Source organism: Antarctobacter albus (assembly GCF_900101505.1).
Classification (GTDB): domain Bacteria; phylum Pseudomonadota; class Alphaproteobacteria; order Rhodobacterales; family Rhodobacteraceae; genus Antarctobacter; species Antarctobacter albus.
In genome coordinates, this window is sequence record NZ_FMZI01000024.1 from 1 (window position 1) to 21759 (window position 21759).

Annotated in this window: 21 protein-coding genes and 1 pseudogene; 7 read left to right on the top strand and 15 right to left on the bottom strand. The window is 65.7% G+C overall.

Annotated features, from left to right (window positions below):
• The 3 genes and pseudogenes from BLQ71_RS26925 to BLQ71_RS24630 form a co-directional block, all read left to right on the top strand.
• A pseudogene (locus BLQ71_RS26925) lies at positions 1–96 on the top strand (aldehyde dehydrogenase family protein); the annotation flags it as partial.
• 104 nt (positions 97–200) lie between these two features.
• Complete coding sequence (locus BLQ71_RS24625) at positions 201–998, top strand: glutathione S-transferase family protein (protein WP_074623617.1); 798 nt, start codon at positions 201–203, stop codon at positions 996–998.
• 56 nt (positions 999–1054) lie between these two features.
• On the top strand, positions 1055–1489 hold the full coding sequence (locus BLQ71_RS24630) for an acyl-CoA thioesterase (RefSeq protein ID WP_074623618.1): 435 nt from the start codon (positions 1055–1057) through the stop codon (positions 1487–1489).
• 10 nt (positions 1490–1499) lie between these two features.
• Here the strand turns inward: BLQ71_RS24630 and BLQ71_RS24635 are convergent, their stop codons facing one another.
• The 13 genes from BLQ71_RS24635 to BLQ71_RS24695 form a co-directional block, all read right to left on the bottom strand.
• A complete protein-coding gene (locus BLQ71_RS24635; protein WP_074623619.1) occupies positions 1500–2483 on the bottom strand; it encodes an ABC transporter ATP-binding protein in 984 nt (327 codons plus the stop codon).
• Entirely contained in the window at positions 2480–3433 is a 954-nt protein-coding gene (locus BLQ71_RS24640; protein ID WP_074623620.1) for an ABC transporter ATP-binding protein, read from the bottom strand. The genes BLQ71_RS24635 and BLQ71_RS24640 overlap by 4 nt, the downstream gene beginning before the upstream one ends.
• Entirely contained in the window at positions 3430–4365 is a 936-nt protein-coding gene (locus BLQ71_RS24645; RefSeq protein WP_074623621.1) for an ABC transporter permease, read from the bottom strand. Before BLQ71_RS24645 ends, BLQ71_RS24640 begins: the two co-directional genes overlap by 4 nt.
• Positions 4362–5291 (bottom strand): ABC transporter permease subunit, encoded by a 930-nt coding sequence (locus BLQ71_RS24650; RefSeq protein ID WP_043145422.1) that lies wholly within the window; start codon positions 5289–5291, stop codon positions 4362–4364. The genes BLQ71_RS24645 and BLQ71_RS24650 overlap by 4 nt, the downstream gene beginning before the upstream one ends.
• A 132-nt stretch (positions 5292–5423) precedes the next feature.
• Positions 5424–7040, bottom strand: coding sequence for a peptide ABC transporter substrate-binding protein (locus BLQ71_RS24655; RefSeq protein WP_074623622.1), 1617 nt, complete (start codon positions 7038–7040; stop codon positions 5424–5426).
• 197 nt (positions 7041–7237) lie between these two features.
• On the bottom strand, positions 7238–8020 hold the full coding sequence (locus tag BLQ71_RS24660; RefSeq protein WP_074623623.1) for a hypothetical protein: 783 nt from the start codon (positions 8018–8020) through the stop codon (positions 7238–7240).
• Positions 8017–8358 carry a hypothetical protein gene (locus tag BLQ71_RS24665; protein WP_043145419.1) on the bottom strand — a complete coding sequence of 114 codons (342 nt, stop codon included), beginning with the start codon at positions 8356–8358 and terminating at the stop codon, positions 8017–8019. Before BLQ71_RS24665 ends, BLQ71_RS24660 begins: the two co-directional genes overlap by 4 nt.
• A gap of 74 nt (positions 8359–8432) precedes the next feature.
• Positions 8433–9290 carry a P-loop NTPase family protein gene (locus BLQ71_RS24670; RefSeq protein WP_074623624.1) on the bottom strand — a complete coding sequence of 286 codons (858 nt, stop codon included), beginning with the start codon at positions 9288–9290 and terminating at the stop codon, positions 8433–8435.
• Positions 9287–11272 (bottom strand): dynamin family protein, encoded by a 1986-nt coding sequence (locus BLQ71_RS24675; RefSeq protein WP_074623625.1) that lies wholly within the window; start codon positions 11270–11272, stop codon positions 9287–9289. Before BLQ71_RS24675 ends, BLQ71_RS24670 begins: the two co-directional genes overlap by 4 nt.
• 47 nt (positions 11273–11319) lie before the next feature.
• Entirely contained in the window at positions 11320–12435 is a 1116-nt protein-coding gene (locus BLQ71_RS26520) for a hypothetical protein (RefSeq protein WP_074623626.1), read from the bottom strand.
• Positions 12432–13313 (bottom strand): PP2C family protein-serine/threonine phosphatase, encoded by an 882-nt coding sequence (locus tag BLQ71_RS24685; RefSeq protein ID WP_074623627.1) that lies wholly within the window; start codon positions 13311–13313, stop codon positions 12432–12434. The genes BLQ71_RS26520 and BLQ71_RS24685 overlap by 4 nt, the downstream gene beginning before the upstream one ends.
• Entirely contained in the window at positions 13306–14199 is an 894-nt protein-coding gene (locus tag BLQ71_RS24690; RefSeq protein WP_074623628.1) for an FHA domain-containing protein, read from the bottom strand. The genes BLQ71_RS24685 and BLQ71_RS24690 overlap by 8 nt, the downstream gene beginning before the upstream one ends.
• Positions 14200–14215: 16 nt before the next feature.
• Positions 14216–15541: a serine/threonine-protein kinase gene (locus tag BLQ71_RS24695; RefSeq protein ID WP_074623629.1), complete on the bottom strand. Its 1326-nt coding sequence runs from the start codon at positions 15539–15541 to the stop codon at positions 14216–14218.
• Positions 15542–15814: 273 nt separating this feature from the next.
• On the opposite strand from BLQ71_RS24695, the gene BLQ71_RS24700 reads away from it, so the two are divergent.
• Positions 15815–16675 carry a tryptophan 2,3-dioxygenase gene (locus BLQ71_RS24700; RefSeq protein ID WP_074623630.1) on the top strand — a complete coding sequence of 287 codons (861 nt, stop codon included), beginning with the start codon at positions 15815–15817 and terminating at the stop codon, positions 16673–16675.
• Complete coding sequence (gene kynU / locus BLQ71_RS24705; protein WP_074623631.1) at positions 16672–17862, top strand: kynureninase; 1191 nt, start codon at positions 16672–16674, stop codon at positions 17860–17862. The genes BLQ71_RS24700 and kynU overlap by 4 nt, the downstream gene beginning before the upstream one ends.
• A gap of 5 nt (positions 17863–17867) precedes the next feature.
• On the opposite strand, the gene BLQ71_RS24710 is transcribed toward kynU, so the two are convergent.
• Together BLQ71_RS24710 and bhcR are read right to left on the bottom strand one after the other, a co-directional pair.
• Complete coding sequence (locus tag BLQ71_RS24710) at positions 17868–18464, bottom strand: Hint domain-containing protein (RefSeq protein ID WP_074623632.1); 597 nt, start codon at positions 18462–18464, stop codon at positions 17868–17870.
• A 111-nt stretch (positions 18465–18575) separates the two neighbouring features.
• Positions 18576–19397 carry an HTH-type transcriptional regulator BhcR gene (gene bhcR / locus BLQ71_RS24715; protein ID WP_069210370.1) on the bottom strand — a complete coding sequence of 274 codons (822 nt, stop codon included), beginning with the start codon at positions 19395–19397 and terminating at the stop codon, positions 18576–18578.
• Positions 19398–19575: 178 nt separating this feature from the next.
• Between bhcR and bhcA the strand changes: the two genes are divergently transcribed.
• Positions 19576–20766: an L-aspartate--glyoxylate aminotransferase BhcA gene (bhcA, locus tag BLQ71_RS24720; protein WP_074623633.1), complete on the top strand. Its 1191-nt coding sequence runs from the start codon at positions 19576–19578 to the stop codon at positions 20764–20766.
• Between the two features lie 10 nt (positions 20767–20776).
• Entirely contained in the window at positions 20777–21751 is a 975-nt protein-coding gene (gene bhcB / locus BLQ71_RS24725; RefSeq protein WP_074623634.1) for a beta-hydroxyaspartate dehydratase BhcB, read from the top strand.
• Positions 21752–21759 lie beyond the last annotated feature (8 nt).

A 21759-nucleotide genomic window follows, 5' to 3' on the forward strand; every position in this document is an offset into this window, starting at 1 on the left:
GCGACCTCGGTCGGCACCCTGGCCATCCGCCGCTTCCTGCGCCCGGTCTGCTACCAGAACCTCCCCGACGCCCTCCTGCCGGAGGACTTGCGGTAGGAAACACTCCGGGGCCTCTCCGACGTCGGGAGGGGCCCCCGAGGGATGTGCGAACAGGCGATCGCGGCTATCCTGTGGTGTAACAACGCCCCGAGGAACCGAACATGACCGATAAGCCGATCGTCTATCACATTCCCGTCTGTCCCTTTTCCCAGCGGCTGGAAATCCTGCTGGCCTTGCGGGGAACTCCCGATGCGGTCGAGTTCCGCGTGGTCGACATCACGAAGCCCCGCGATCCCGAGTTGCTGCGCAAGACCCGCGGAACCACCGCCCTGCCGGTGCTGGAAACGCCCGGCGGGCGCATCCTCAAGGAAAGCCTCGTCATCCTGCGCTACCTTGACGAGATGTTGCCGGGTGCCCCTTTGCGAAGGCCGGATCCGTTCGAACATGCGGTGGAATCCATGCTGATCGCGCGCGAAGGCCCGTTTACAACGGCAGGGTATCTATACGTCCTGAACCAGGAGCCAGACCAACGGGCGACCCATCGCGACAAGCTGTTGGGCCTTTACCGAGACCTGGACGGTTTCCTCTGGGAGCACAGCCCGGAGGGGGCGTTCCTCTTCGAGGATTTTGGCCTGGCCGAGGCGGTGTTCACCCCGATGTTCAAACGCTTCTGGTTTCTCGAGTACTACGAGGATTTCGCGCTGCCCGAGGGGCCGGAGTACGACCGGGTCCGGCGTTGGCACGCGGCCTGCATGGCGCACCCCGCAACCGATCAGGTCTGCCAAGAGGAGATCGTCAAGCTTTACTACGACTACGCGCTTGGGGCGGGGAACGGGGCGCTGGTCGACGGGCGGAATATTTCCAGTTTTGTCTTCGAGCCACATTGGCGTGACCGCCCGATGCCGCCCCGTGACAAATACGCGGGCAGTGCTTCGGACGCGGACCTGGGGCTGGCCTGAGCAAACTTGGTCGCACGGGCCTCTTGCTGCACTATGGTCCGAAAAGGGAGGTGCCAATGCCCGCCATGATTTCTTTCCGCTCGGTCGTCGATCCGGCCGATTGCGATTTCCTGGGGCATATGAACGTGTCGCGCTACTTTTCGGCCTGTTCGGATGGTGTCTTTGCCGTGCAGGCAGAATTGGGACTGACGGCCCGGGACATGCGTGAAGGGCGGCGGTTATCCTTTGCCGTCGTCCATGCCGAAAGCGATTTCCGTGCCGAGTTGCAGGCCGGTGATGCGATCTGGCTGGAAAGCAACGTGATGGCGGTTGGTGGCAAGTCGATGACCTTTCGGCACGTGCTGAAGCGAGCAGAAGACGGGGCGGTGGCCTTCGAGACGGTTTTCAAATGCGTCTTGATGGACCTTGTCACGCGGCGCGCCGTCGAGATCCCGCCGGATGTGCGCGACAGGGCAGAGACGTTGCGCGAGACGGAGGCGCCCCGGACCTGAACCGGGACCGTCACACCGTTTCATCCTCCAACAGGCAGGCGACCAGCCGTCCTTGACGGTCCGTCAGGTCGGGCCGCACAGTCGCGCAGGCATCAATGCGTTTCGGGCAGCGCGACTGAAACAGACAGCCTTGCGGCAGGTCCATCGGGCTGGGCAGATCCCCGGTCAGGATCTGCGGCTGTTGTTTCACGCGAGGATCGGGCACCGGAACCGCCGAGAGAAGGGCCTGCGTGTAGGGATGGCGCGGGTTCGCCACAAGCTCTCCCGCCGGGGCCATCTCCATCATGCCGCCCATGTACATCACCAGGATGTCGTCGGAGATGTGGCGCACCACGCCCAGGTCATGCGCGACAAAGATCAGCGTCAGCCCCATTTCCGCCTGCAACTCCTTGAGCAGGTTGATGACCTGCGCCTGGATCGAGACGTCGAGCGCCGAGACCGGCTCATCGCAGAGCAGGATCTGCGGGCGGGCGATCAGCGCCCGTGCAATCCCGATACGCTGGCACTGTCCGCCCGAGAATTCATGCGGAAACCGGTTCATGTTGCGCTCGGCGATGCCGACGCGGTCCAGCATCTCGATCACCTTATGGCGCCTCTGCCGGCTGTTCAGCTCGGGGCAGAAGTAGACCAGCGGTTCGGCCACGATCTCGCGGATGGTCATGCGCGGGTTGAGCGAGGCCATCGGATCCTGAAAGATCATCTGCATCCTCCGCCGCAACCTTTGCAGGTCGGTGCGGCGGGCATAGTCGATGGGCTGGCCGTCCAGCGTGACGGTGCCGCTGTCATGCGGGCCAAGTCCGGCGACGGCGCGGATCAGCGTGGACTTGCCGCAGCCGGATTCGCCCACGATGCCCAGCACCCGGCCCGGCATGAGGTCAAAGCCGACTCCGTTGACCGCGTTCAGGCGCCGCGGCGGCGACCAGGGGAAACGCTGGCCCCGACGCACCGGGAAGGTCACGCGCATGTCTTTGACGGAGAGGATGGGATCGCTCATGTCAGCTCCTCGACCGGGCGGATACAGGCGCGGCCCTCGCGGAAGTCCGGCAGCATCTCGTGGCAGGCGGGAATGGCATCGACACAGCGCGGCGCAAAGGGGCAGGCCCGGGGGGCGGCGGTCTGGTTCGGCGGACTGCCGGGGATGGCCGAAAGCGTAACATCGCCGTCGGTGATCCGCGGCACGGCGCGCAGCAGGCCGCGTGTGTAGGGATGCCCCGGTGCGTCGAAGATCGCGGGGGTCGGCGCGGCCTCCATCACGCGGCCACCGTACAGCACCATCGTGTCGTCGCAGAACCCGGCGACAACGCCAAGGTCGTGGGTGATCAGCAGGACGGCTGTCCCCAGATCGCGCTGGATCTCGTCCAGCAGGGCCATGATCTGGGCCTGCACGGTGACGTCCAGCGCCGTGGTCGGCTCATCGGCGAGGATCAGGCGGGGGCGACAGATCAGCGCCATCGCGATCACGATGCGCTGCCGCATCCCGCCCGAGAACTCGTGCGGATAGGCGCGCAGACGGTTCCTGGCGTCGGGAATACGCACGGCCTCCATGACTTCCAGCGCGCGTTTGCGGGCCTCGGCCCGGCTGGCGCCCTCGTGCAGTTCCACCACCTCGCCCAGCTGTCGCTCGATGGTCATGTAGGGGTTGAGCGAACTCATGGGGTCCTGGAAGATCAGTGCGATCTGCGCGGCCCGCAGGGCATTCAGCTGCGAGGCGGGCAGGCTGAGCAGGTCACGCCCGTCGAACCGGACCTTGCCCGCGACCTCGGCGTTTTTTGCCAGCAGGCCCATGATGGCCAGGGCGATCTGGCTCTTGCCAGAGCCGCTTTCGCCCACGAGAGCGAGTTTCTGACCTTCGGCAATGTCGAAACTGACATCGTTGACCGCGTGTACCAGCCCGTCGCCGGTGCGAAAGCGGATCTGCAGGTTTTCAACGGAAAGCAGGCTCATCGGCGGTCCTTGGGGTCGAGCGCGTCCCGCAGGCCGTCACCGATGTAATACAGCGAAACCTGCGCGATGACGAAGAAGGCGGCGGGGAAGGCAAGTTGCCAGAGCGTGCCGAAGGTCATGGTGCGCGCCCCTTCGGAGATGAGCGCTCCCCAGCTGGTGTTCGGTTCCTGGATGCCGACACCCAGGAAGGAGACCAGGCTTTCGGCCATGATGACCTCCGGGATGACGATCGAGGTATAGATCACGATCACCCAGAGGATGTTCGGCGCCAGGTGCTTGAAGATGATGGCAAGGTCGGACATGCCCAGCATCCGCGCCGCATCGACGAATTCGCGGTGCTTGAGCATCATGACCTGTCCGCGCACGATCAACAGGCCGGCGGTCCAGTTCACGATGATGATGACGATGATCATCTGCGTCAGTGAACGTCCGAAGAAGGCCTGCCAGACGACAAAGAAGATGATGTAGGGGATCGAGATCCAGATGGTGTAAAACCCGGTGATGATCTGGTCGAGCCTGCCGCCGAAATAGCCCGCCAGCGCGCCCAGCGTGGCCCCCAGAAGCACTGCCAACGGCCCGGCAACAAACCCGACCATCAGCGAGGTGCGCGTGCCCTGAACAACACGGGCATAGAGGTCGCGGCCCAGTTCGTCGACGCCGAACCAGTGACCGTTATCCAGGCTGGGGGCGCCCTCGGTCTTGATCCGGCCCAGCACGTTCCAGTCGATTTCCTCAAAGCTCCACCGGGCGAAGGCATGGCCGAAGAGGGCGAAGAGCACCAGCGCCAGCAGCATGAAGACGGAAAAGACCGCGAGCCGATGGCCGAGGAAACGGCGCCGGGCATCCGCCCAGAACGACCGCGAAACGATCATCTCTTCGGCGACAGTGTCGGCGAAATCCCTGGAGTTGAGGCGTTTACGTGCGTCGGTCACAGGCTGCTCCGCACCTTGGGGTCGATCCATGCATAAAGCAGGTCGAGCATGAGGTTCAGGGCGAAGGTCAGCAGGCTGTAGAGGATCGCTAGCCCAAGCAGCATGGAATAATCGCGGCTATAGGCGCCGTCGATGAAATCCTGCCCGATGCCGCCGGTGGAAAAGAACACGTCGATGAAGACCGAGCCGGTGATCATGTAGACAAAGACCGGGCCCATGTAGGTCAGCGTCGGCAAGAGCGCCGGTTTCAGCGCGTGCCGCCAGATGATGACCCGTTCCGGCAGGCCCTTGGCACGGGCGGTCAGGATAAAGGGCGCGTTCAGCACCTCCAGCATGGAGCCCCGTGTCAGTCGGGCGACCCCCGCCATGTAGGATGTCCCCAGCGCGATGGCGGGCATGACGATGTATTCCCATTGCCCGCCGTTCCAGCCGCCGCCGGGCAACAGCCCCCAGGACAGGGTGAAGAGCAGCACGAGGATCGGGGCGAGGACGAAATTCGGAAAGATCTGGGAGAAGATGGCGAGGCCCGTCATCGTGTAGTCCCAGATGCTGTTGTGGCGCAGCGCGGCGACGATCCCCAGCGGGATGCCCAGCACCAGCACGAAGACCGCCGACCAGAAACCATAGGTCAGCGTGACCGGAAACCCTTGCGCGATCACGTCGTTCACCGTGCGGTCCTTCTGGGCGAAACTGGGCCCGAAGTCGAAGTGGAAGACGATGTTCTTGATGTAGGTCCAGAGCTGGACGTAGAGCGGCTGATCCATGCCGTAGCGTTCCAGCACGTTCTGCATCACCGCGGGCGGCAGCGGCTTTTCAGAGGTGAATGGCCCTCCGGGCGCCAGCCGCATCAGGTAGAAGGAAAAGACGATCAGCACCAGGAGCGTCGGGATCACCGTCAGCAATCGGCGCAGGGTGTAATTGAACATGGGGGAACCGGACCTGGGGTTCGAGCAAGATGGCCCCGTCCCGGGCCTGACCCGGGACCCCTGCGCCGGTGATACCGTGCAGAGGCCCCGGATCTGGTCCGGGGCAGGGGATGCGGGAAAGCGGCGCGGCGCTTACTCGGCGACCTTGTAGAGGTCCTTGGCGTACCAGTTCTGCTCGACGTTGTTGACCGGCCAGCCCATGATCTGGTCGCTCAGCATCATGTTGGTCGAGGCGTGGTAGATCGGGATCACCGGCATGTCCTGCGACAGGATTGCCTCGACATCGAAGTAGAGCGGGCTGGCGTCCTGCGAGGACTTGGCCTCTGCCATCAGTTCGTCGACACGCGCGTTGGAATACTTGCCGTCGTTGTAGCCAGACTGCGAGGTCAGCAGATCGAGGAAGGTCGAGGCCTCGTTGTAATCTCCGCACCATGCGCCGCGCGCCAGTTCAAAGTTCTGGTTGCCGCGGGTTTCGAGGAAGACCTTCCATTCCTGGTTTTCCAGCGTCACCTCGACGCCCAGTTTCTGCTTCCACATCTGGCTGGCCACGATGGCGATCTGCTGGTGGCTTTCGGAGGTGTTGTAGAGATAGGTGAAGGACAGCGTATCACCGTCCGGACCATAGCCCGCTTCTGCCAGCAGCTCCTTGGCCTTCGCGTCGCGGTCCGCCTGGGTCATGTTGGCGTAGTCGACCTCGGGGACCTCGAATCCGTCGGTGGCGCCGGGGGTGAAGGTATAGGCCGGGAATTGCCCGCCTTGAAGCACCCGGTCGACGATCACGTCGCGGTCCAGCGCGTAGGACAGCGCCTGGCGGACGCGCACGTCCTGGAACGGCTCGGGGCCGTCCTTGAGGTTGAAGGTCATGTAGTAGTTGCACAGGCGCGGCAGGGCATAGGCCTGGTCGGGGAACTCTTCCTTCAGGGTCGGGTACTGGCCGGACGGGATATCCGTCTTGTCGACCTCTCCCGCGCGCCAGCGGGTCAGGCCCTGGGCCTCGTCACCGATGACCAGCGTCACGACCCGTTCCAGCACGGTCTTGTCATTGTCCCAGTACATCTCGTTGCGTTCGCGCACCGACCGTTCCTTGGGGACGTGTTCGGTCAGGACATAGGCGCCGTTCGACACGATGTTGCCGGGCCGGGTCCATTCCTGTCCGTGCTCCTCGATCACCCATTTCGGAGAGGGGAAGGTCGTGGCGTGCGTGACCATCTTGGCGAAATAGGGCAGCGGCTGGCTCAGCTGAACGACCAAGGTGTGATCGTCGGGGGCAGAGACGCCGAGGTCGGTGATCGGCTTTTCGCCCGCGATGATCGCGGCACCGTTCTGGATCGACATCAGTTCCATGTACCAGGCGTAGGGCGAGGCCAGTTCCGGATTCACCGCGCGCTGCCAGGCATAGACGAAATCGCCGGCAGTGACGGGCTTGCCATCCGACCACCTGGCATCGTCGCGCAGGGTGAAGGTGTAGGTCATGTTGTCTTCGCTGACCGTGTGGCTCAGCGCGACGCCGGGCACGATCTCGCCGTCGGCGTTCTGGTTGTAGAGCCCCTCGAAGAGGTCACGCACGACCTCGGAGCCGTTCACATCTTCGACCACCTGCGGGTCGAAGGAGGAGAATTCGTCAAGTACACGGTAGGTGAAGGTCTGGTCGGCGGCCAGCTGGGTGCCCTCGGGGACGTCGGCGGCAAAGGCGGCCGTCATCAGCGTGGTCGACAAAAGAAATGGAACGATCGCGGAACGATACTTCATGGTTCTCCCCTGGATTGGATGCTCTTGCGGCAAAGCGTGCCCGAGTTGCCGGACCTTGCAAAGGCTTTTCTGGGTGCCTGCAGGCCCGTCGTCGGGTCAACCGTGGGATGAAACGCGGTAGGAGGTCAAGGGGCGAAAAGGGCGGGGCGGCGGGAGCGTGTCGCGACCGTGCCAGCCGGCTTTGTCAGAAGCGGTTTTCAGGGGGCGCGAGCCACCGGAACATGCGAGAGGCTGGCCCAGAAGGCAGCGACCTCCGCCATTGCCCCGGCCTCGATGACAAGGGCGCGGGGGGCGGGGCCGTCCTGTGCCAACCCGATGGCCATATCGGGATCGCTTTTGAGGGTGAAGAAGAGAATCTCATTTTTGTCCAGCAGGTTGATCCCGGGCGCCGGTGGGGCCAGAAGGGCCTGCAACTGCCGTTCCAGCGTTGCGGTCATGAGGCGGTCGGGGCAAATCTGCCGGGGCGCTTGTCCCGGGTCGGCGACAGCGATCAGCACCTCCTCCGCGGCGCCGAGAAGATAGGCCCAACGGTCCTGGATCGCCCTGTCCGGCGGGATCAGCCCAAGCTGCCGAAGGAGCGCATCAACGCCAATGCCGGGGTGTGCGGGATCGGGCGGCTGCGCGGGCGGGGTGGACCTGCATTGCAACCGCTGGTCGCCGGGCAGCAACCGGGCAAGGGCACGGGCCACGGCGTCCAGTTCCTTGACCGTCAGAGGCTGGCCCGACAAGGCCCGCGCCTCCGCCGGGGCGGTGTCCGGCAGGTCGAGCAAACGCGACAGCTGTCCTGCCGCCGCCTCCAGCCGCAACATAGGTTTGCCCCCGTCGAGGATCGTCAGTTCACGCGGGGCGATGCAGGCGGCGATCGCGTCCAGGACAAAACCCCGCGCCTCTTCGGCTGTAGCGGCGGCGAGGTCCTGGCTGTCGGTGCCCAGGGCCGCAGCCTGGGACAGGATGGTCGCAATCGAAGGATGCTCGGTCATGTCATGTTTTCCGTATCGCCAAGGCGCCCCGCCGCCACACAGATCGCGGGCAGGTCGGCCCGGGGGCCGAGGACCGCACAGATCACCTCGGTCGGGTCGCGGGGCATTTGCAGGAACAATCGGCTGCCCCGAGGGCCACTCAGGACGGCCATGCCGCGGGCAGGCAAGTCCGAACGAAAGAGGGCGCAGGCCGTGGCGCAGAGATCGTCCAGGCGTTCCTGTCCCTGGTGGATCGCGCTGTCGAACGTCAGGACGGTGCCCGCCGCGGTGTCGGCGAGCATGACCAGTTCGCAATGGGCGAAACCGGCACGGAACCTGGCAAGATCGTCACGGGTCATCGGGTAGCCTCTGCTGTCCCTGTCATGACCCCTGCGGGGTTAAGGTCGCCTTACCTCGGGAGGTGTTCCAGGGATCAGGCTTGACGATGTTCCGGCCTTGGCCGGGCGTCCGGCGATTTCCTGCGTGTGATCCGGCGCGGTACGATCCTTGGCTCGGTGCCGGCACCGGCATAAGGCGGGGGCGCGGTCCGCATGGTCGCCGATCTTGGTGTGGCAGGGCGCGGAGCCTGAACCGGGGCAGGTGGCTCCAGCCCCTCGAGCGCGTGGCAGAGAAAGCGCACCAGGGCGGCGGCGCCGGTCGCCTCCAGCACCTCGTCATTGTCGCGGCCCGCCAGCGCGCCGGTCAGCGAAATCGGCAGGACGTCACGGAACAGGGCCCCGGCCTCGGCCCGGACCCGCGCGACGACGCGCGCCCGGTCCCGCTCTCCTTGCATCTTGTCGATGCGGGTGATCAGCAGCAGGCTCTTTGTCCAGAGCTGCGGCGGCACCTGTTCCCAGAGCGCGGCCTCGGACTGGCGCCAGGCCTGGTTGGCGGGGGTGCACCAGATCGCCAGGTCGACCTTGGGCAGGAAGGCATCCCAGAAATCCGGTGCCATATTCGGGTCCGAGGTTCCGGGCAGGTCGATCAGGTCACAGGCCTGCAGGATATCCGCGTCCAGCCGGGCCAGGATCATCCGGGTGTCTTCGGGCGATACCGCTGTCCAGTCCTCGGCGGGCAGGGGCGTTGCACTGCCGTCCGTACCGACGCGTTGGGCACCGGGGGCGCCCAGTTGATACCAGACCGGCGGCAGCTGCGTGGCCGTGACCTGTACCGGAGAGCTGTTCTGCCCCAGCAGAAGGTTGGCCAGGGTGCTCTTGCCCGCGCTGAATTCACCCATCAGGGCAACGCGCGGCTTGCGGGCGCCCGGGTCGGTTGGATGATCGTCTGTCATGATGCGGACCTCTGCAGTCGGTTCCTGGGGGCTGTGGCCTGTGGGAATACGGCGCTGTCCTGGGTCAGGCCGGTCAGGATGTCGCGCTGACCCTGGATGAACTCGGTCAGCGTGTTGCGCAGCTCTTGCGAGAATGGCGCGGCGCACTGGTGGTGCAGGGCCTCGACCACGGGTTTCGTTTCCTCGTGGATCAGGCGCGAGAAGTCATCGGCAAAGGCGTGGTAGCCGCGTTGACGCCGCCAGAACCGCGCCCACCAGCTGCCCCGCAGGTCCAGAGCGATGGTCTGGCCAAGACTGATCGGTGCGGGGGCCGAGGGCAGTGGCGGCGGTTTGATCGCAGGTCCGTCGGTTTCCAGCGCGAAGGCCGTCCGGTAGAGCGCGCCGATGTCCTCGGCCGCCCCGGCCAGGACCTCTGTCCCGGCCTTGCCCGCACCCTGGACAAAGACCTTGTAGGCGCTGCGCAACAGCATCCGAAGCCCGGAGGGATCGTAGGTCCAGACCTCGCCTTCGCCGTAGTGTTCGAGGTGCTTGACCAGGGACCCGGTGGCCCGTCCAAGGAAGGCGCGGCGCGCATTGTCGGACCGGTTGGCAAAGGCTTCGTGCATCCGGGCCAGGTGGGACTCGAGCGCCGCGCAGGCGCGGTCCTCGATCCGGTCGAGCTGGTGCGCAATGTCCGGCGCGGCCATCGTCGGCTGCCGCGGTTCGAACCTGCCGGACCCGTCTCGGGGCACGCTGATGTCCTTGCCTGTCTGCAGGTTGTCGAGCGCCACCTTCAACGTCTGTTCAAGGCGGGCGCCCACCCCCTGTTCGACCCGCTGGGCAATGGCGTCGCCAAGGGCGGGCAGGCCGGAAAGCTGCCAGATGATCTCTTGCGGAGGCAGATGGGCCAGTGCGCCGGTGACATGTGCCTCGGCCCAGCTGACCAGCGCCTCGGCGCTGTCGCTGCCCAGGTCGTCAAGGCGGCCCGCAACGGCGTGATGACCCCAGTAGCCGGAGCCGAAGATGATCTCGGCCTCCTGCGGACCATCGAACCGGCGCAGGGTGGCGAGGATGCTGGCGTGGATTTCCGGAACGGCGCTGACCGGGTCCGCGAGCTCGTCGATCCGGTTCACGAAGATGATGACATCGCGCGATTTCACGTTCGAGATCAGCCGGATCAGGCCCAGGTCGACGGAGGAAAGCGCCTGTTGCGCCGACAGGACCATCACGCAAAGCCGGCTGCCGCGCAGGGCGTTGATGGTGATCTGTTCGCGGATCATGAAGGTGTCGTTGACGCCCGGCGTGTCGCGGATGCACAGGCCCAGAGGCAGGTCCGGCCCGGGGAACCAGAGGTCCGCCGATTTGGTGATATCGGCGAACCGGCCCTGATCGGGGCTGCCGTCTGCCGCTTCCCAGAAATCGTCGCCTAGGCAGACATACCGCTGGATCAGCTCCTGGTCGAAGGTGTCGTAGTCATGGGTCTGGCCCAGCAGCATCTGGAACTTGCGCCCCAGCCGTGCCTTGGATTTCTCGCGCATCTCGTCCAGTTGCGCGCGGACCTTTTCCAGCTCGGTGTCCGCCCCGGCCCGGGCGGCGATTTCGCCGACGCGGCCACCCTGGCGGATCAGGTGGTCCCATTCCTCGTTGGTAAAGAACCGGAAGGCGGCGCGGCGGTCCTGCGGTTTCAGCTGCGGCGACATGTGCAGCGAGGTCACGACCGAGGTCCAGGGGTTCACATCCGCGGGCAGCAGGTCCGGCCAGCCGGTGAGCGCGTTCACCAGCGTGGTCTTGCCTGCCTTGACTTGCCCGATGAAGGTTACCGAGGGTTCGAATGCACGGATCTGGCGGCGGTATTCGCGGGCCTGATGGGCGATGCTCTCCTCGCCGCATTGCGCCATTTCGGAAAATCGCAGGTCCAGATCGGCCAGCCGTTCGGCAAGGTCGGAAAAACCGTCAAAGGCCCTGGGCGGCGTTGCGTTCGGGTCCGTCGAAACCTGTGTCATGCGTCTTGTCTCACCTGTGTATCCTCTTGCGGGACCTTTTCCGACCGTCAGGCGGCCATGTGCTGCTCGACATCCTGCCGGACCTGCAGCAGCAATTGCGCGGCATCGGCCAGTTGCTCGGCGCCGCCCTCGATCCGCAGCAGCAGGGCGAGGTCCTGGGCCTCGTCGAACCGTGCGACGAGGTCGGGCAGATGTTCCTGCAGGCTGTCGGACCCGGCGGCCTTGTCGGCCAGCAAGGCGAAAGCCGCTTCGAAAGCGTTGAAGAGCGCGTCTTCTTCGCATGCTCCCTCAAGGGTCGTGGCAAGGTCGTTGGCCGTGTCGCGGACCGCGTGAAAGACCCGGGCAAGGTCGCGCGCGGCCTCCGGCGGGAGAACTGTGGGATGCGGAATGACCTGTGCCGTCGGTTTATTCGCTGTAGCCGGTGCAGGGGGCGTAGGGGCACCGTAACGATGCAAGAGCATCTGGGCTGCGTGGATGTCCTGCTGGCTGGCGTCCCGGATCACCTGGTCAAGATGCGCGATCAGCGGGGCCAGCCCTTCGGCGGTGGCGGGGTCGACCTTGAGCTGCCCGTCGAAGTCCGCGCCTGCGGCTGCGGCAGGCGATTGCCTGCCAGTCAAGACCAGCAGCGCGTGATTGTGCAGCCGCTCCGGGGCCGCCTGCCAGAGTTCACGTTCGAAATCACTCCAGTCCTGCGAACACCAGAGGGAAAGGTCGACGCGCGGCGCGGCCCAGGACAGGCCGGCGCGCAGGTCTGCCGCGCTGGTGTCGGTGACAACCATCAAGAGGCGTCGTCCCGACAGGGCCGGATCGGGGGATGCGATCTGCAGGAACACGGGCGCCTGGGCAAGGAGATCGGGTGCGGGCAGGCCCTCGGCCTCGATCCGGTTGCCGTCGGGCAGCATGGCGCTGGTCCCCGGGGCGTCACCGGGTTGCAGCTCCAGCGTCGGCAAGGCGTGTTGTGCAAACTCGGGGGGCAGCCCGCCCAGGGCCGCCAGGATCCTGCGCTTTCCGGCCCCGGGCAGGCCAAGAATACCGATGCGCACCGGCGCCGCCAGTTTCTCGGCCAGGGCAGCGCAACTTGCGCGGGCCTTCGCGGACAGGCGGGCATCGGCGCAGAGGGCCCGCAGCCCGGCGAGGGTTTGCGCTTGGTTTGCTTGGCTCATAGTCCGGCTCTCCGCTTGAGCGGCACCAGTCCCGCCAGCCCGTCCATCCCGAGCCGGGGCCATTTCACGGCGAAAGATCTGGCGCGGCGCGAAAGCACCGTGCGGGGACAGAGGAGCATGCGGATCACGACCAGAGAGACATTGTCCTGCTGGTCCGCTTTCTTGGCCTCGACCGCAGCCAGCAGGGCGCGGGTCAAAGCGGCGCTCTCTGTCGCTGGGCGCCGCCCTAGGATCTGGGCAATCTCGCCTTCGTCGAGAACGTTCAACCCGTCACTGGCCAACAGGACGATGTCCCCGGGTTCCAGCGCCAGCGCCTCGGCCGGGCAATCGACCAGGGGCACGCTCTGGCCGGTGACGGCGGAGGTCAGGCAATGGCGGTGGGGATGGGTACGGGCGGCCTCGGGCGTGATCGCGCCGCGTTCCGACATGAGATCCAGCTGCGCGCCCATCGAATGCAGCACGTTCAGACGTCGCAACGCGCCGTCTCGAAAGAGGTACAGCGGGCTGTCCCCGACGGAAAGCCAGCGCAGCCCGGCGGCGTCCACGCGCAGGGCCACGAGTGTCCCGCCGGTGTCGGCGCTGATGCACTCCGCGTCGATATGCTGTTTCAGGCGGGCGTTGGCGCTGTCCAGCGCGGTGCGAAATCCGGGATCGCCCTGCAAGGAGGCGCGGGCCGCGGCCAGGTACAGCTCGGCGAACATCTCGCTGACAAGGATGCGGCTTGCGAGGTCGCCGTCATCATGACCACCCATGCCGTCCGACAGCACGGCCAGCCCGGGCAAGCCGCCCTCGGGAAACTGCGCGATCAGCGCGTCTTCCTGCCGGCTGCGCAGCCCGAGGAACTGGCCCGAGGCCGCGTCGGTGGCCAGCTCAGCCATTGTCCTGCGCCCCATCTTCAGGGCCGGCCCAGGACATGCCCTCGCCGCAGAAGGCCACGAAGCGCAGCAGGGTCTTGCCGATGCGGATGGTGTCGCCGTCGTGCAATTCCTCGGTGCTGAGCAGGGGCTTGTCGTTCAGGCGCACGATATTGGCCTTGCCGCCGTGGCCGATATAGCTGCGGTTGTCATCCTCGTCGTAGGCGATGGCCAGGTGTCGGTCGCGGGAAATGGCACTGTCGCCGAAATCCAGGGTCACGGTCTGGTCCGGATCGCGCCCAACGGTCGACAGGCCCGCAGTCAGCGTAAAGCTGGCACCGCGGCCCGGTCCGTCGATCACGACGATCCAGCCGATGGGGAAGAAGGGTTCGGCGCCCGGCGCACTTGCGGCGGGGGCGGCCATCGGGTCCGGACCGGCGGGCTCGGCGTGGAATCCCAGCAGCCGTGTCTTGACCCGCTGCAAACTGGGCCTTGGCACATCTTGAGGCTCTGTACCCATCGCGGAGGCGCTGCGCGCCAGCGCCGAGGGTTCGGGGCCGGGGGACGACGGTGGGGCAGGGGCTACCGTTTTGTCCGGTTCCAGGTCCCAGATCCTGGGGCTGGTGGCGGCGGCCGAGTCCAGGTCGAGCGGGGGCAGGTCCACCGCATCGGGCGCCGCGGGCGCGGCCCATTCCTGCCGCGGTGACGGTTGGGGTCGTTCCGGGCGGGGCACATGGTTGCGTGCGGCGCGGGCACTGTCGATGTCGCAGTTTCGCGGGTCCTGTTCGGCCGCCATGCGCCCGGCAAGATCATCCCAGGGGTCGCGCGCGGGCGCATCCTGCGGAGGCGTGTCCAGCGCGGGATCGGATACCGGGCGTCTCCGCGCGATCAGGTTCTTGATACCCTGCATGTCCTTCACCCTTTCCTCATAGGTTCGTTTCCAGCGTTTGCCGCCGACTTCGGCCGGACCAGGATAGAAGTGCGCTCAGCGAAAAGCGGCGGCGGCGCGGTGGCGGCGGGGCCAATTCTCCTTCCGCGGCCTCTTCTTCCGGCGGTTCCGGTTCGGCTTCACTGACCCAGTCGGCGGGGTCCTCGTTCAGGATCGCCCAGTACGCGCGTTCGGCGGCGCGCTTTGCCTCTTCGGGATCGGGGCGGGGCGCGCGCTTGACGTGGGCGCTGCGCGCGTCGCCGTCCTCGGCGATGGCGGCGTGGTTGCTGGCCACCATTTCGGCGATCTTCGACTCGATCTCCGGGTCGACGGGCGGGGCGGCGACGCATGGCTCTGGCGCCTGTGTCGGGGCAGCGGGGGCAAGAAGCGACGGGCGCCGCCCTGCCAGCGCATCCAACCATTCGTCGGCGCTTTGCAACCGGTCCTTGGAAAACAGGTTCAGACAGCGGTCGATCGCCGCCAAAAGGTGCGGGTCGTGTTGGGGAAAGCGGCCTGACAGCGGGCGGAAAGGATCGGGACGCTGTTCGGCCACTGCCGCCAGCCGCAGGCTGCTGTTTGGCGGTGGGCTGCCTTCGATCAGGTGGACGAAGGTCGCCGCCAGGGCATAGAGATCACTGGACCGGGATTGCGCGCTGCCGGCGATGTAGAATTCCTGCGGGGAATAGCCGTCCTTGACCGTGTGCACCCGCGACAGCACGCGGCTGGCCTGTGTCGCGCTTTGCCGTGCGGCCCCGAAATCGATCAGAACCGGCGTGCCCATCGTGTCCAGCAGGATGTTGTCCGGGGAAATGTCGCGGTGGAGGATGCCGTTGCGGTGGACGTAGCTGAGCGCCTGCAAGAGCAGAACCGCCAGTTCGCGCACCGCCTCGGGCGTCAGCGCGTCAGGGTGCTGGTCCAGCAGGTCGAAAAGGTCCGTTCCCTCGACGAAATCCAGCGCCATGTAGGCGGTGCCGTTGGCCTCAAAGATCTGGTGCACGCCGACGATATTGGGATGCTGCAGTTGTGCCAGCGCGCGCGCCTCCTTCTGGAACAGCTCGACCGCGCGGGTGAAGTCCATGTCGTAGCTTTTCGACCGCAGGCGGACGTCTTCGCCCCGGCGGCAGCAGATGGCGTTGGGGAAACATTCCTTGATGAGGACACGGCGCCCCAGGCTGTCGCGGGCCAGGTAGGTGATGCCGAAGCCGCCGGAATTCAGGTAGGTGTCGACGGTGTATTGCCCGTTGCACAGGGTCGTGCCCGGCGGCAGACCGTCGCCAAGGGTCTCGGCGGGTTCGGAAACCGGAAATTGCGACTGGACTGTCATACCTCGATACTCCTGTTCGAACGGGACAGGCTGCGGGCGGGGCCGGATGCGGTGCAGGGTGCGTTCAATCCCGAAATCATCAGCCGTTGCGGGCCGGGCGGTGTCTGAATTGGGACGAAAATGCGTCCCTTGGATCGAAGGAAGTTCAATCTTTATAGGTAATTGCGACAGTTCGCGAAGCACGCGCCCCGCGCGGTGCCGGCCCTGTCCTGCCGTGACCCCGCGTCATGCCGTCTTGCCAAGGTTCACGATCTGGCGAAAAGTGGCGCGGAAATGAGCACATCCAGCGATCAAGACCCCGACACCGCCTTCGACCCGTCCAGTGATGGCGCGAAGATGGGATTTGCCGACGCCATGTCCTATGGCGACTACCTGCATATCGACGCTCTGCTGGACCAGCAGCATTGCCTGAGTGGCGCGCATGACGAGTTGCTGTTCATCATCCAGCATCAGACCTCCGAACTCTGGATGAAGCTGGCCATTCACGAACTTGGGGCGGCGCGGGATGCCTTGCTGACCGGGGACACGCCCAAGATGTTCAAGATGCTGGCGCGGGTCAGCCGGATCTTCGAACAGCTGAACAACCAGTGGGATGTGCTGCGCACGATGACGCCCGCCGATTACACCCGGTTCCGCGAGGCGCTGGGCCCGTCGTCGGGGTTCCAGTCCTACCAGTACCGGATGATCGAATACATCCTGGGCAACCGGAACACCCACATGATGAAGCCGCACGAGCACCTTCCGCAGGTGCGTGCTGCGCTGGAGGCGGAACTGGCGCGCCCCAGTTTCTACGACGAGGTTGTCGCTTTGTTGTTCCGCACGGTCGATGGGGACGAAGGCGCCATGCCGGCGCCGCAACTCGACAGCCCCCATGCCGCCCGCGACGAGATCCAGGCGCGCTGGAAAGTGGTCTATGAAGACATCGACCGCTACTGGACGTTGTATGAACTGGCGGAAAAGCTGGTCGACCTCGAGGATTACTTCCGCCGCTTGCGGTTCAACCATGTCACCACGGTGGAGCGGGTGATCGGGTTCAAGCGCGGCACCGGGGGCACCTCTGGCGTGGCCTACCTGCGCCGGATGCTGAGCGTCGAACTGTTCCCGGAACTCTGGCACCTGAGAGGAGAGCTATGACCACTTTGCCGCGCAAGGACCTGTTCGACCTGCCCGAGGGCGTGATCTATCTCGACGGCAACTCTCTTGGACCGCTGCCGAAAGGAGCGACCGAGCGCGTGCAGGAGGTCATGACCCGCGAATGGGGGCAGGAGCTGATCCGCGCCTGGAACACCGCCGAGTGGATGGCGCTGCCGGCGAAGGTCGGCGACAGGATCGGCGGGTTGATCGGCGCACCTGCCGGATCCGTGGCCACGGGCGACACGCTGTCGATCAAGGTCTATCAGGCACTGGCCGCGGCGCTGAAGATGACCCCGGATCGGCGCGTGATCCTGTCGGACGCGGGCAACTTTCCAAGCGATCTCTACATGGCGCAGGGGCTGATCGGCACCATCGACAAAGGGTATGAACTGCGCACGCCCGCGCCCGAAGACGTGGCCGGGGCGATCACCGAGGAGGTGGCCGTGGTCATGCTGACGCAGGTGGATTACCGGTCCGGTCGGATGCACGACATGAAGGCCATCACCGAACGCGCCCATGCGGCGGGCGCGGTGATGATCTGGGACCTGGCGCATAGTGCCGGGGCGGTGCCCGTGGACGTGACCGCCTGCAATGCCGAATTCGCCGTGGGCTGCAGCTATAAGTACCTCAACGGCGGGCCGGGGGCGCCGGCCTTCATCTATGCCCGTCCCGACATCGTGGAGAATGTCGAGCCGGCGCTGTCGGGCTGGCTGGGTCATGCCGCGCCGTTCGCGATGGAACCGGGCTATCGTCCGGCCATGTCCACCGAACGCCTGCGGGTGGGCACGCCGCCGATCCTGCAACTGGCGGTGCTGGACGCGGCACTGGATGCCTGGGAGGGGGTCGAGATGGGCGAATTGCGCGCTGCATCCGTCGCGCTTTGCGAGAGGTTCATCGCCGAGGCTGAGGCGCGTTGTCCGATGCTGAAACTCGCCTCTCCGCGCGAGGCTGGTCAACGCGGGTCGCAGGTCTCTTTCGCCTTCGCGGACGGTTATGCCGCAATGCAGGCGCTGATCGACCGGGGCGTGATCGGCGATTTCCGTGCGCCCGACATCATGCGCTTCGGCTTTACCCCGCTTTACATCGATGAGGACGACGTGGTGGCCGCCGTCGACGTGATGGAAGATGTGCTGGGCAACGAGACCTGGCGCGATCCGAAGTACCAGGTAAAGTCCCGCGTGACCTGAGCGGGTCAGCCCGCGCCAGGCTGTCTGCCAAGGAAGAGGGGGCGCAGGTCGCGATCCCGGATCACCGAACGGGCCAGGTCGGAGGATGCGCTGCCCGGAGGTGGCAGGCTTTCCGACCAGGCGCCATCTGCCATGACCAGTTCATGCCGGTCGAACAGCAGTTGGATGAACCCAGCACCGGGGCCGGGCAGACGCGCAATGCCGGGCAGGGTGCAGAGGCGCGATGCCTCGACCAGAAGCTCGGGCTGGTCCTGTGCCGGTCCGCCGATCAGCAGCCTCTGGGCCGGGGCCGCGCGCAAGGCGCGATCCGGTGTGCCACGTCCAAGCGTTCCCTTGCGCAGGCGCACCGGCGCCGCGTGCCCCTGCGCCGTTTCGGGCCGGATCCGCAGGCAACCGCGCAGAACCTGATAGCCGTTGTCGCGGGTCAGTACCCTGTCTCCCGGGCGCAGACCTTCGATCCGTACATGGCCGCGCAGCGTCTTGATCCGCGTGCCGATGAGCAAGCCGCCGACGGCGACAGGCGGCGCCGGGACGTGGTCGGGCGGCGAGACAGGCTCTGCCGACAGAATGTCCAGCCCAGCAGGAAAGGCGCTGCGTTCCATTGGTTCCCCGACCCGAGGCGTGATGCAATGACCGCAGCCTCGGCCCGAGAGGTGGAGATTTGGCCAACGCGACCTCGCGAAACGTGCAGAATTTGATCCGGATTCGAAGGATCAGACGTCGCGCATCGCGCCGCCGGACAGGTCGGTGATCTCTTGGGCGGCCTCGGCCACGCGGCGGCCCAGGTCCGCGATGCCTTCGCCGCTGAACCTGACCGTGGGACCAGAGACGGAAATCCCGGCGCAGGGCTCGCCTTGGTCGTTCAGGATCGCGGCCCCGATACAGGACATGCCGGCGTGCCGCTCCTCTCGGTCATGCGACCAGCCGCGCGCGGCGATGCTGTGCAGGTCCGCGGTCAGGCCCGACAGGGTGACGTGCGTGCTGGCAGTGAAAGGCGTCAGGTCCATGTCCTCGATCAATCGCTGCTGCGCCTGCGGGCGCATCGCGGCCAGGATCGCCTTGCCGATGCCCGAGGCATGCATGGCTGTCCGTGTGCCCGGCGGAAAGAAAGCCCGGATCGGGTTCGGGGTCTCGACCTGGCCGACAAAGACCACCTCGAGACCGTCTGGGACCGCCAGGTTCGCCGTCTCGCCGGTTTCCTTCATCAGGCGGCGCATGACCGGGCGGCCGACCTCGACCACGCTGTTGCGTTTCAGAAATGCAGTGCCGGTGCGCCAGGCCTCTATCCCCACGGCCCATTCCTGGCGTTCCTCGTCGAAGGTCACGAAACGGTGGTTTTCCAGCGTCGTCAGGATGCGGTGCGTGGTGGCGGTGGGAATGTCGATCTCGCGCGAGAGATCGGACAGGGTCGTGCCTTCATCCCGGGCCAGGGCCGTCAGCACGCCAAGCGCGCGGTCCAGCGCCTGCAGCGTTCCGGCAGAGCTTTCCTTGAAGGCGGACTTGGGGCGGCCGCGGGGGCGTTTGGGGCTGTTCATGTGCGTTCACCTTTCGAAAAAGTTTTTCGCTGCATTTGCGAAGGTGGAAAATGAGAAACTGAATATCATTCAATTTCATGTTCTTGTGACAATTTTTCCAGAAATGAAAAAGCTTTTCAAGAAAATTGCACGACTCGGGGGCTTGGCGGATATTGGGTGACAAGAAGGAGACCACGCCATGACCGACCAGAACCCGGTTTTCATCCCCGGCCCGACCAACATGCCCGACCGCCTGCGTCGCGCGATCCAGATCCAGACCCGCGATCACCGCGCGCCGGATTTCGTCGACACCTTTGCGCCCGTGCTGGAAGACACGAAAAAGGTCTTCGGTTCGACTGAAGGCAAGATCATCACCTTTCCCGCCAGCGGCACCGGCGGCTGGGAAGCGGCGGTCACCAACACGCTGAGTCCCGGCGACAAGATCCTTGTCGGCCGCTACGGCGTCTTTTCGAACAAGTGGATCGACCTCTGCCAGCGGCACGGCCTTGACGTCCAGATCGTCGAAACCCCTTGGGGAGAGGGCGTGCCCGCCGACAAGTTCGCCGAGATCCTGTCCGCCGATACGGCGCATGAGATCAAGGCGGTCCTGACCACGCACAACGAAACGGCGACCGGCGTCCGCTCGGACATCGCCGCCGTCCGTCGCGCGCTGGACGGGGCCGATCACCCGGCGATGCTCTTTGTCGATTGCGTCAGCTCGCTGGCCTCGATGCCCTTCGAGTTCGACGCCTGGGGCGTGGATATCGCCGTCAGCGGCTCGCAAAAGGGGTTCATGCTGCCCACCGGCATGGCGATCCTCTGCGTTTCGCCCAAGGCGCTGGCAGCCATCGAAACCGCCGGCCTGTCGCGCACCTTCTTCGATTTCCGCGACATGATGAAGGCGAATGCGACGGGCGGTTTCCCCTACACGCCGCCGCTGCAGCTGATCTACGGGTTGCGCGAAAGCCTCGACATGCTCTTTGAAGAAGGGCTGGAGAACGTCTTTGCGCGCCATTTCCGCCTGGCCGAGGGCGTGCGCCGCGCCGTCGACGCCTGGGGCATGAAGCTGGTCGCCAAGTCGCCGGACCTTTATTCTGATACAGTGAGCGCGGTCTATGTCCCCGAGGGGTTCGACAGCAATGCGCTGACCGATCACGCCTACCGCGCCTACAAGGTGTCCTTTGGCGTGGGCCTCGGTCAACTGGACGGCAAGGCCTTCCGTATCGGCCACCTGGGCAGCCTGACCGACGTCATGGTTCTGTCCGGTCTTGCCACGATCGAGATGGCGATGGCCGACCTGAACTACCCGATTACCCTGGGCAGCGGCGTCGCCGCCGCGCAGGAATATTACCGGACCAGCCGCGTTGCGGCGCTGAAATCCGCAGCCTGAGGAGGCAAAGATGCTTGACGCGATGACCCTGGCCGAAGCGCTGACCATCGAGGACATGCGCACCGCGCATGAGCGCATCCGGCCCCATATCAACCGCACCCCGGTGCTGCAGTCGCAGTACCTGAACGACCTGACCGGTGCAGAGCTGTTCTTCAAGTGCGAGAACTTCCAGGAGGCAGGCGCCTTCAAGGTGCGCGGGGCCTGCAACGCGGTCTTCGGCCTCTCGGAGGAGGCGGCGCAGCGCGGCGTCTGCACCCACAGTTCAGGCAACCATGCCTTGTCGCTCAGCTATGCGGCGGGACGGCGGGGCATCCCCTGCAACGTGGTCATGCCGCGTACCGCGCCGCAGGCCAAGAAGGACGCTGTGCGCCGCTACGGCGGTACGATCACCGAATGCGAGCCCTCGACCAGCAGCCGCGAGGCGGTCTTTGCCGAGGTGCAGGCCGCGACGGGTGGCGAATTCGTGCATCCCTACAACGACCCGCGGGTGATCTGCGGGCAGGCGACCTGTTCGGCGGAAATGCTGGAACAGACCGGCGGCGTGGATGCGGTTGTCGCACCCATCGGCGGCGGCGGCATGATCTCGGGCACCTGCCTGACCCTGTCGAACCTCGCCCCCGAGGTAAAGATCTACGCCGCCGAGCCGGAACAGGCCGACGACGCCGCGCGCAGCTTCAGGGCCGGGCACATCATCGCCGATGACGCGCCGGAGACCATCGCCGATGGTCTCAAGGTGCCGCTGAAGGAGAACACCTGGCATTTCGTGTCCAACTTCGTGACCGATGTGCCGACAGTCTCCGAGCAGGAGATCGTCGACGCGATGAAGCTGACCTGGAAATACCTGCGGGTCGTCATGGAACCGTCGAGCGCCGTGCCGTTGGCCGCGATCCTGAAGAACCCCGAGCTGTTCCGGGGCAAGCGCGTGGGCGTCATCATCACCGGCGGCAACGTCGATCTGGACAGGCTGCCGTGGACGTTGGGTTAAGTCCCGGT

Excerpts from the sequence above, each read along its gene's own strand:
- BLQ71_RS24655 (WP_074623622.1), bottom strand. The coding sequence starts at position 7,040 with ATGAAGTATCGTTCCGCGATCGTTCCATTTCTTTTGTCGACCACGCTG.
- BLQ71_RS24660 (WP_074623623.1), bottom strand. The coding sequence starts at position 8,020 with ATGACCGAGCATCCTTCGATTGCGACCATCCTGTCCCAGGCTGCGGCC.
- kynU (WP_074623631.1), top strand. The coding sequence starts at position 16,672 with ATGACCACTTTGCCGCGCAAGGACCTGTTCGACCTGCCCGAGGGCGTG.
- BLQ71_RS24665 (WP_043145419.1), bottom strand. The coding sequence starts at position 8,358 with ATGACCCGTGACGATCTTGCCAGGTTCCGTGCCGGTTTCGCCCATTGC.
- BLQ71_RS24675 (WP_074623625.1), bottom strand. The coding sequence starts at position 11,272 with ATGACACAGGTTTCGACGGACCCGAACGCAACGCCGCCCAGGGCCTTT.
- BLQ71_RS24670 (WP_074623624.1), bottom strand. The coding sequence starts at position 9,290 with ATGACAGACGATCATCCAACCGACCCGGGCGCCCGCAAGCCGCGCGTT.
- bhcR (WP_069210370.1), bottom strand. The coding sequence starts at position 19,397 with ATGAACAGCCCCAAACGCCCCCGCGGCCGCCCCAAGTCCGCCTTCAAG.
- BLQ71_RS24630 (WP_074623618.1), top strand. The coding sequence starts at position 1,055 with ATGCCCGCCATGATTTCTTTCCGCTCGGTCGTCGATCCGGCCGATTGC.
- bhcB (WP_074623634.1), top strand. The coding sequence starts at position 20,777 with ATGCTTGACGCGATGACCCTGGCCGAAGCGCTGACCATCGAGGACATG.
- BLQ71_RS24685 (WP_074623627.1), bottom strand. The coding sequence starts at position 13,313 with ATGGCTGAGCTGGCCACCGACGCGGCCTCGGGCCAGTTCCTCGGGCTG.
- BLQ71_RS24690 (WP_074623628.1), bottom strand. The coding sequence starts at position 14,199 with ATGCAGGGTATCAAGAACCTGATCGCGCGGAGACGCCCGGTATCCGAT.
- bhcA (WP_074623633.1), top strand. The coding sequence starts at position 19,576 with ATGACCGACCAGAACCCGGTTTTCATCCCCGGCCCGACCAACATGCCC.
- BLQ71_RS24640 (WP_074623620.1), bottom strand. The coding sequence starts at position 3,433 with ATGAGCCTGCTTTCCGTTGAAAACCTGCAGATCCGCTTTCGCACCGGC.
- BLQ71_RS24635 (WP_074623619.1), bottom strand. The coding sequence starts at position 2,483 with ATGAGCGATCCCATCCTCTCCGTCAAAGACATGCGCGTGACCTTCCCG.
- BLQ71_RS24710 (WP_074623632.1), bottom strand. The coding sequence starts at position 18,464 with ATGGAACGCAGCGCCTTTCCTGCTGGGCTGGACATTCTGTCGGCAGAG.
- BLQ71_RS24625 (WP_074623617.1), top strand. The coding sequence starts at position 201 with ATGACCGATAAGCCGATCGTCTATCACATTCCCGTCTGTCCCTTTTCC.
- BLQ71_RS24650 (WP_043145422.1), bottom strand. The coding sequence starts at position 5,291 with ATGTTCAATTACACCCTGCGCCGATTGCTGACGGTGATCCCGACGCTC.
- BLQ71_RS24695 (WP_074623629.1), bottom strand. The coding sequence starts at position 15,541 with ATGACAGTCCAGTCGCAATTTCCGGTTTCCGAACCCGCCGAGACCCTT.
- BLQ71_RS26520 (WP_074623626.1), bottom strand. The coding sequence starts at position 12,435 with ATGAGCCAAGCAAACCAAGCGCAAACCCTCGCCGGGCTGCGGGCCCTC.
- BLQ71_RS24700 (WP_074623630.1), top strand. The coding sequence starts at position 15,815 with ATGAGCACATCCAGCGATCAAGACCCCGACACCGCCTTCGACCCGTCC.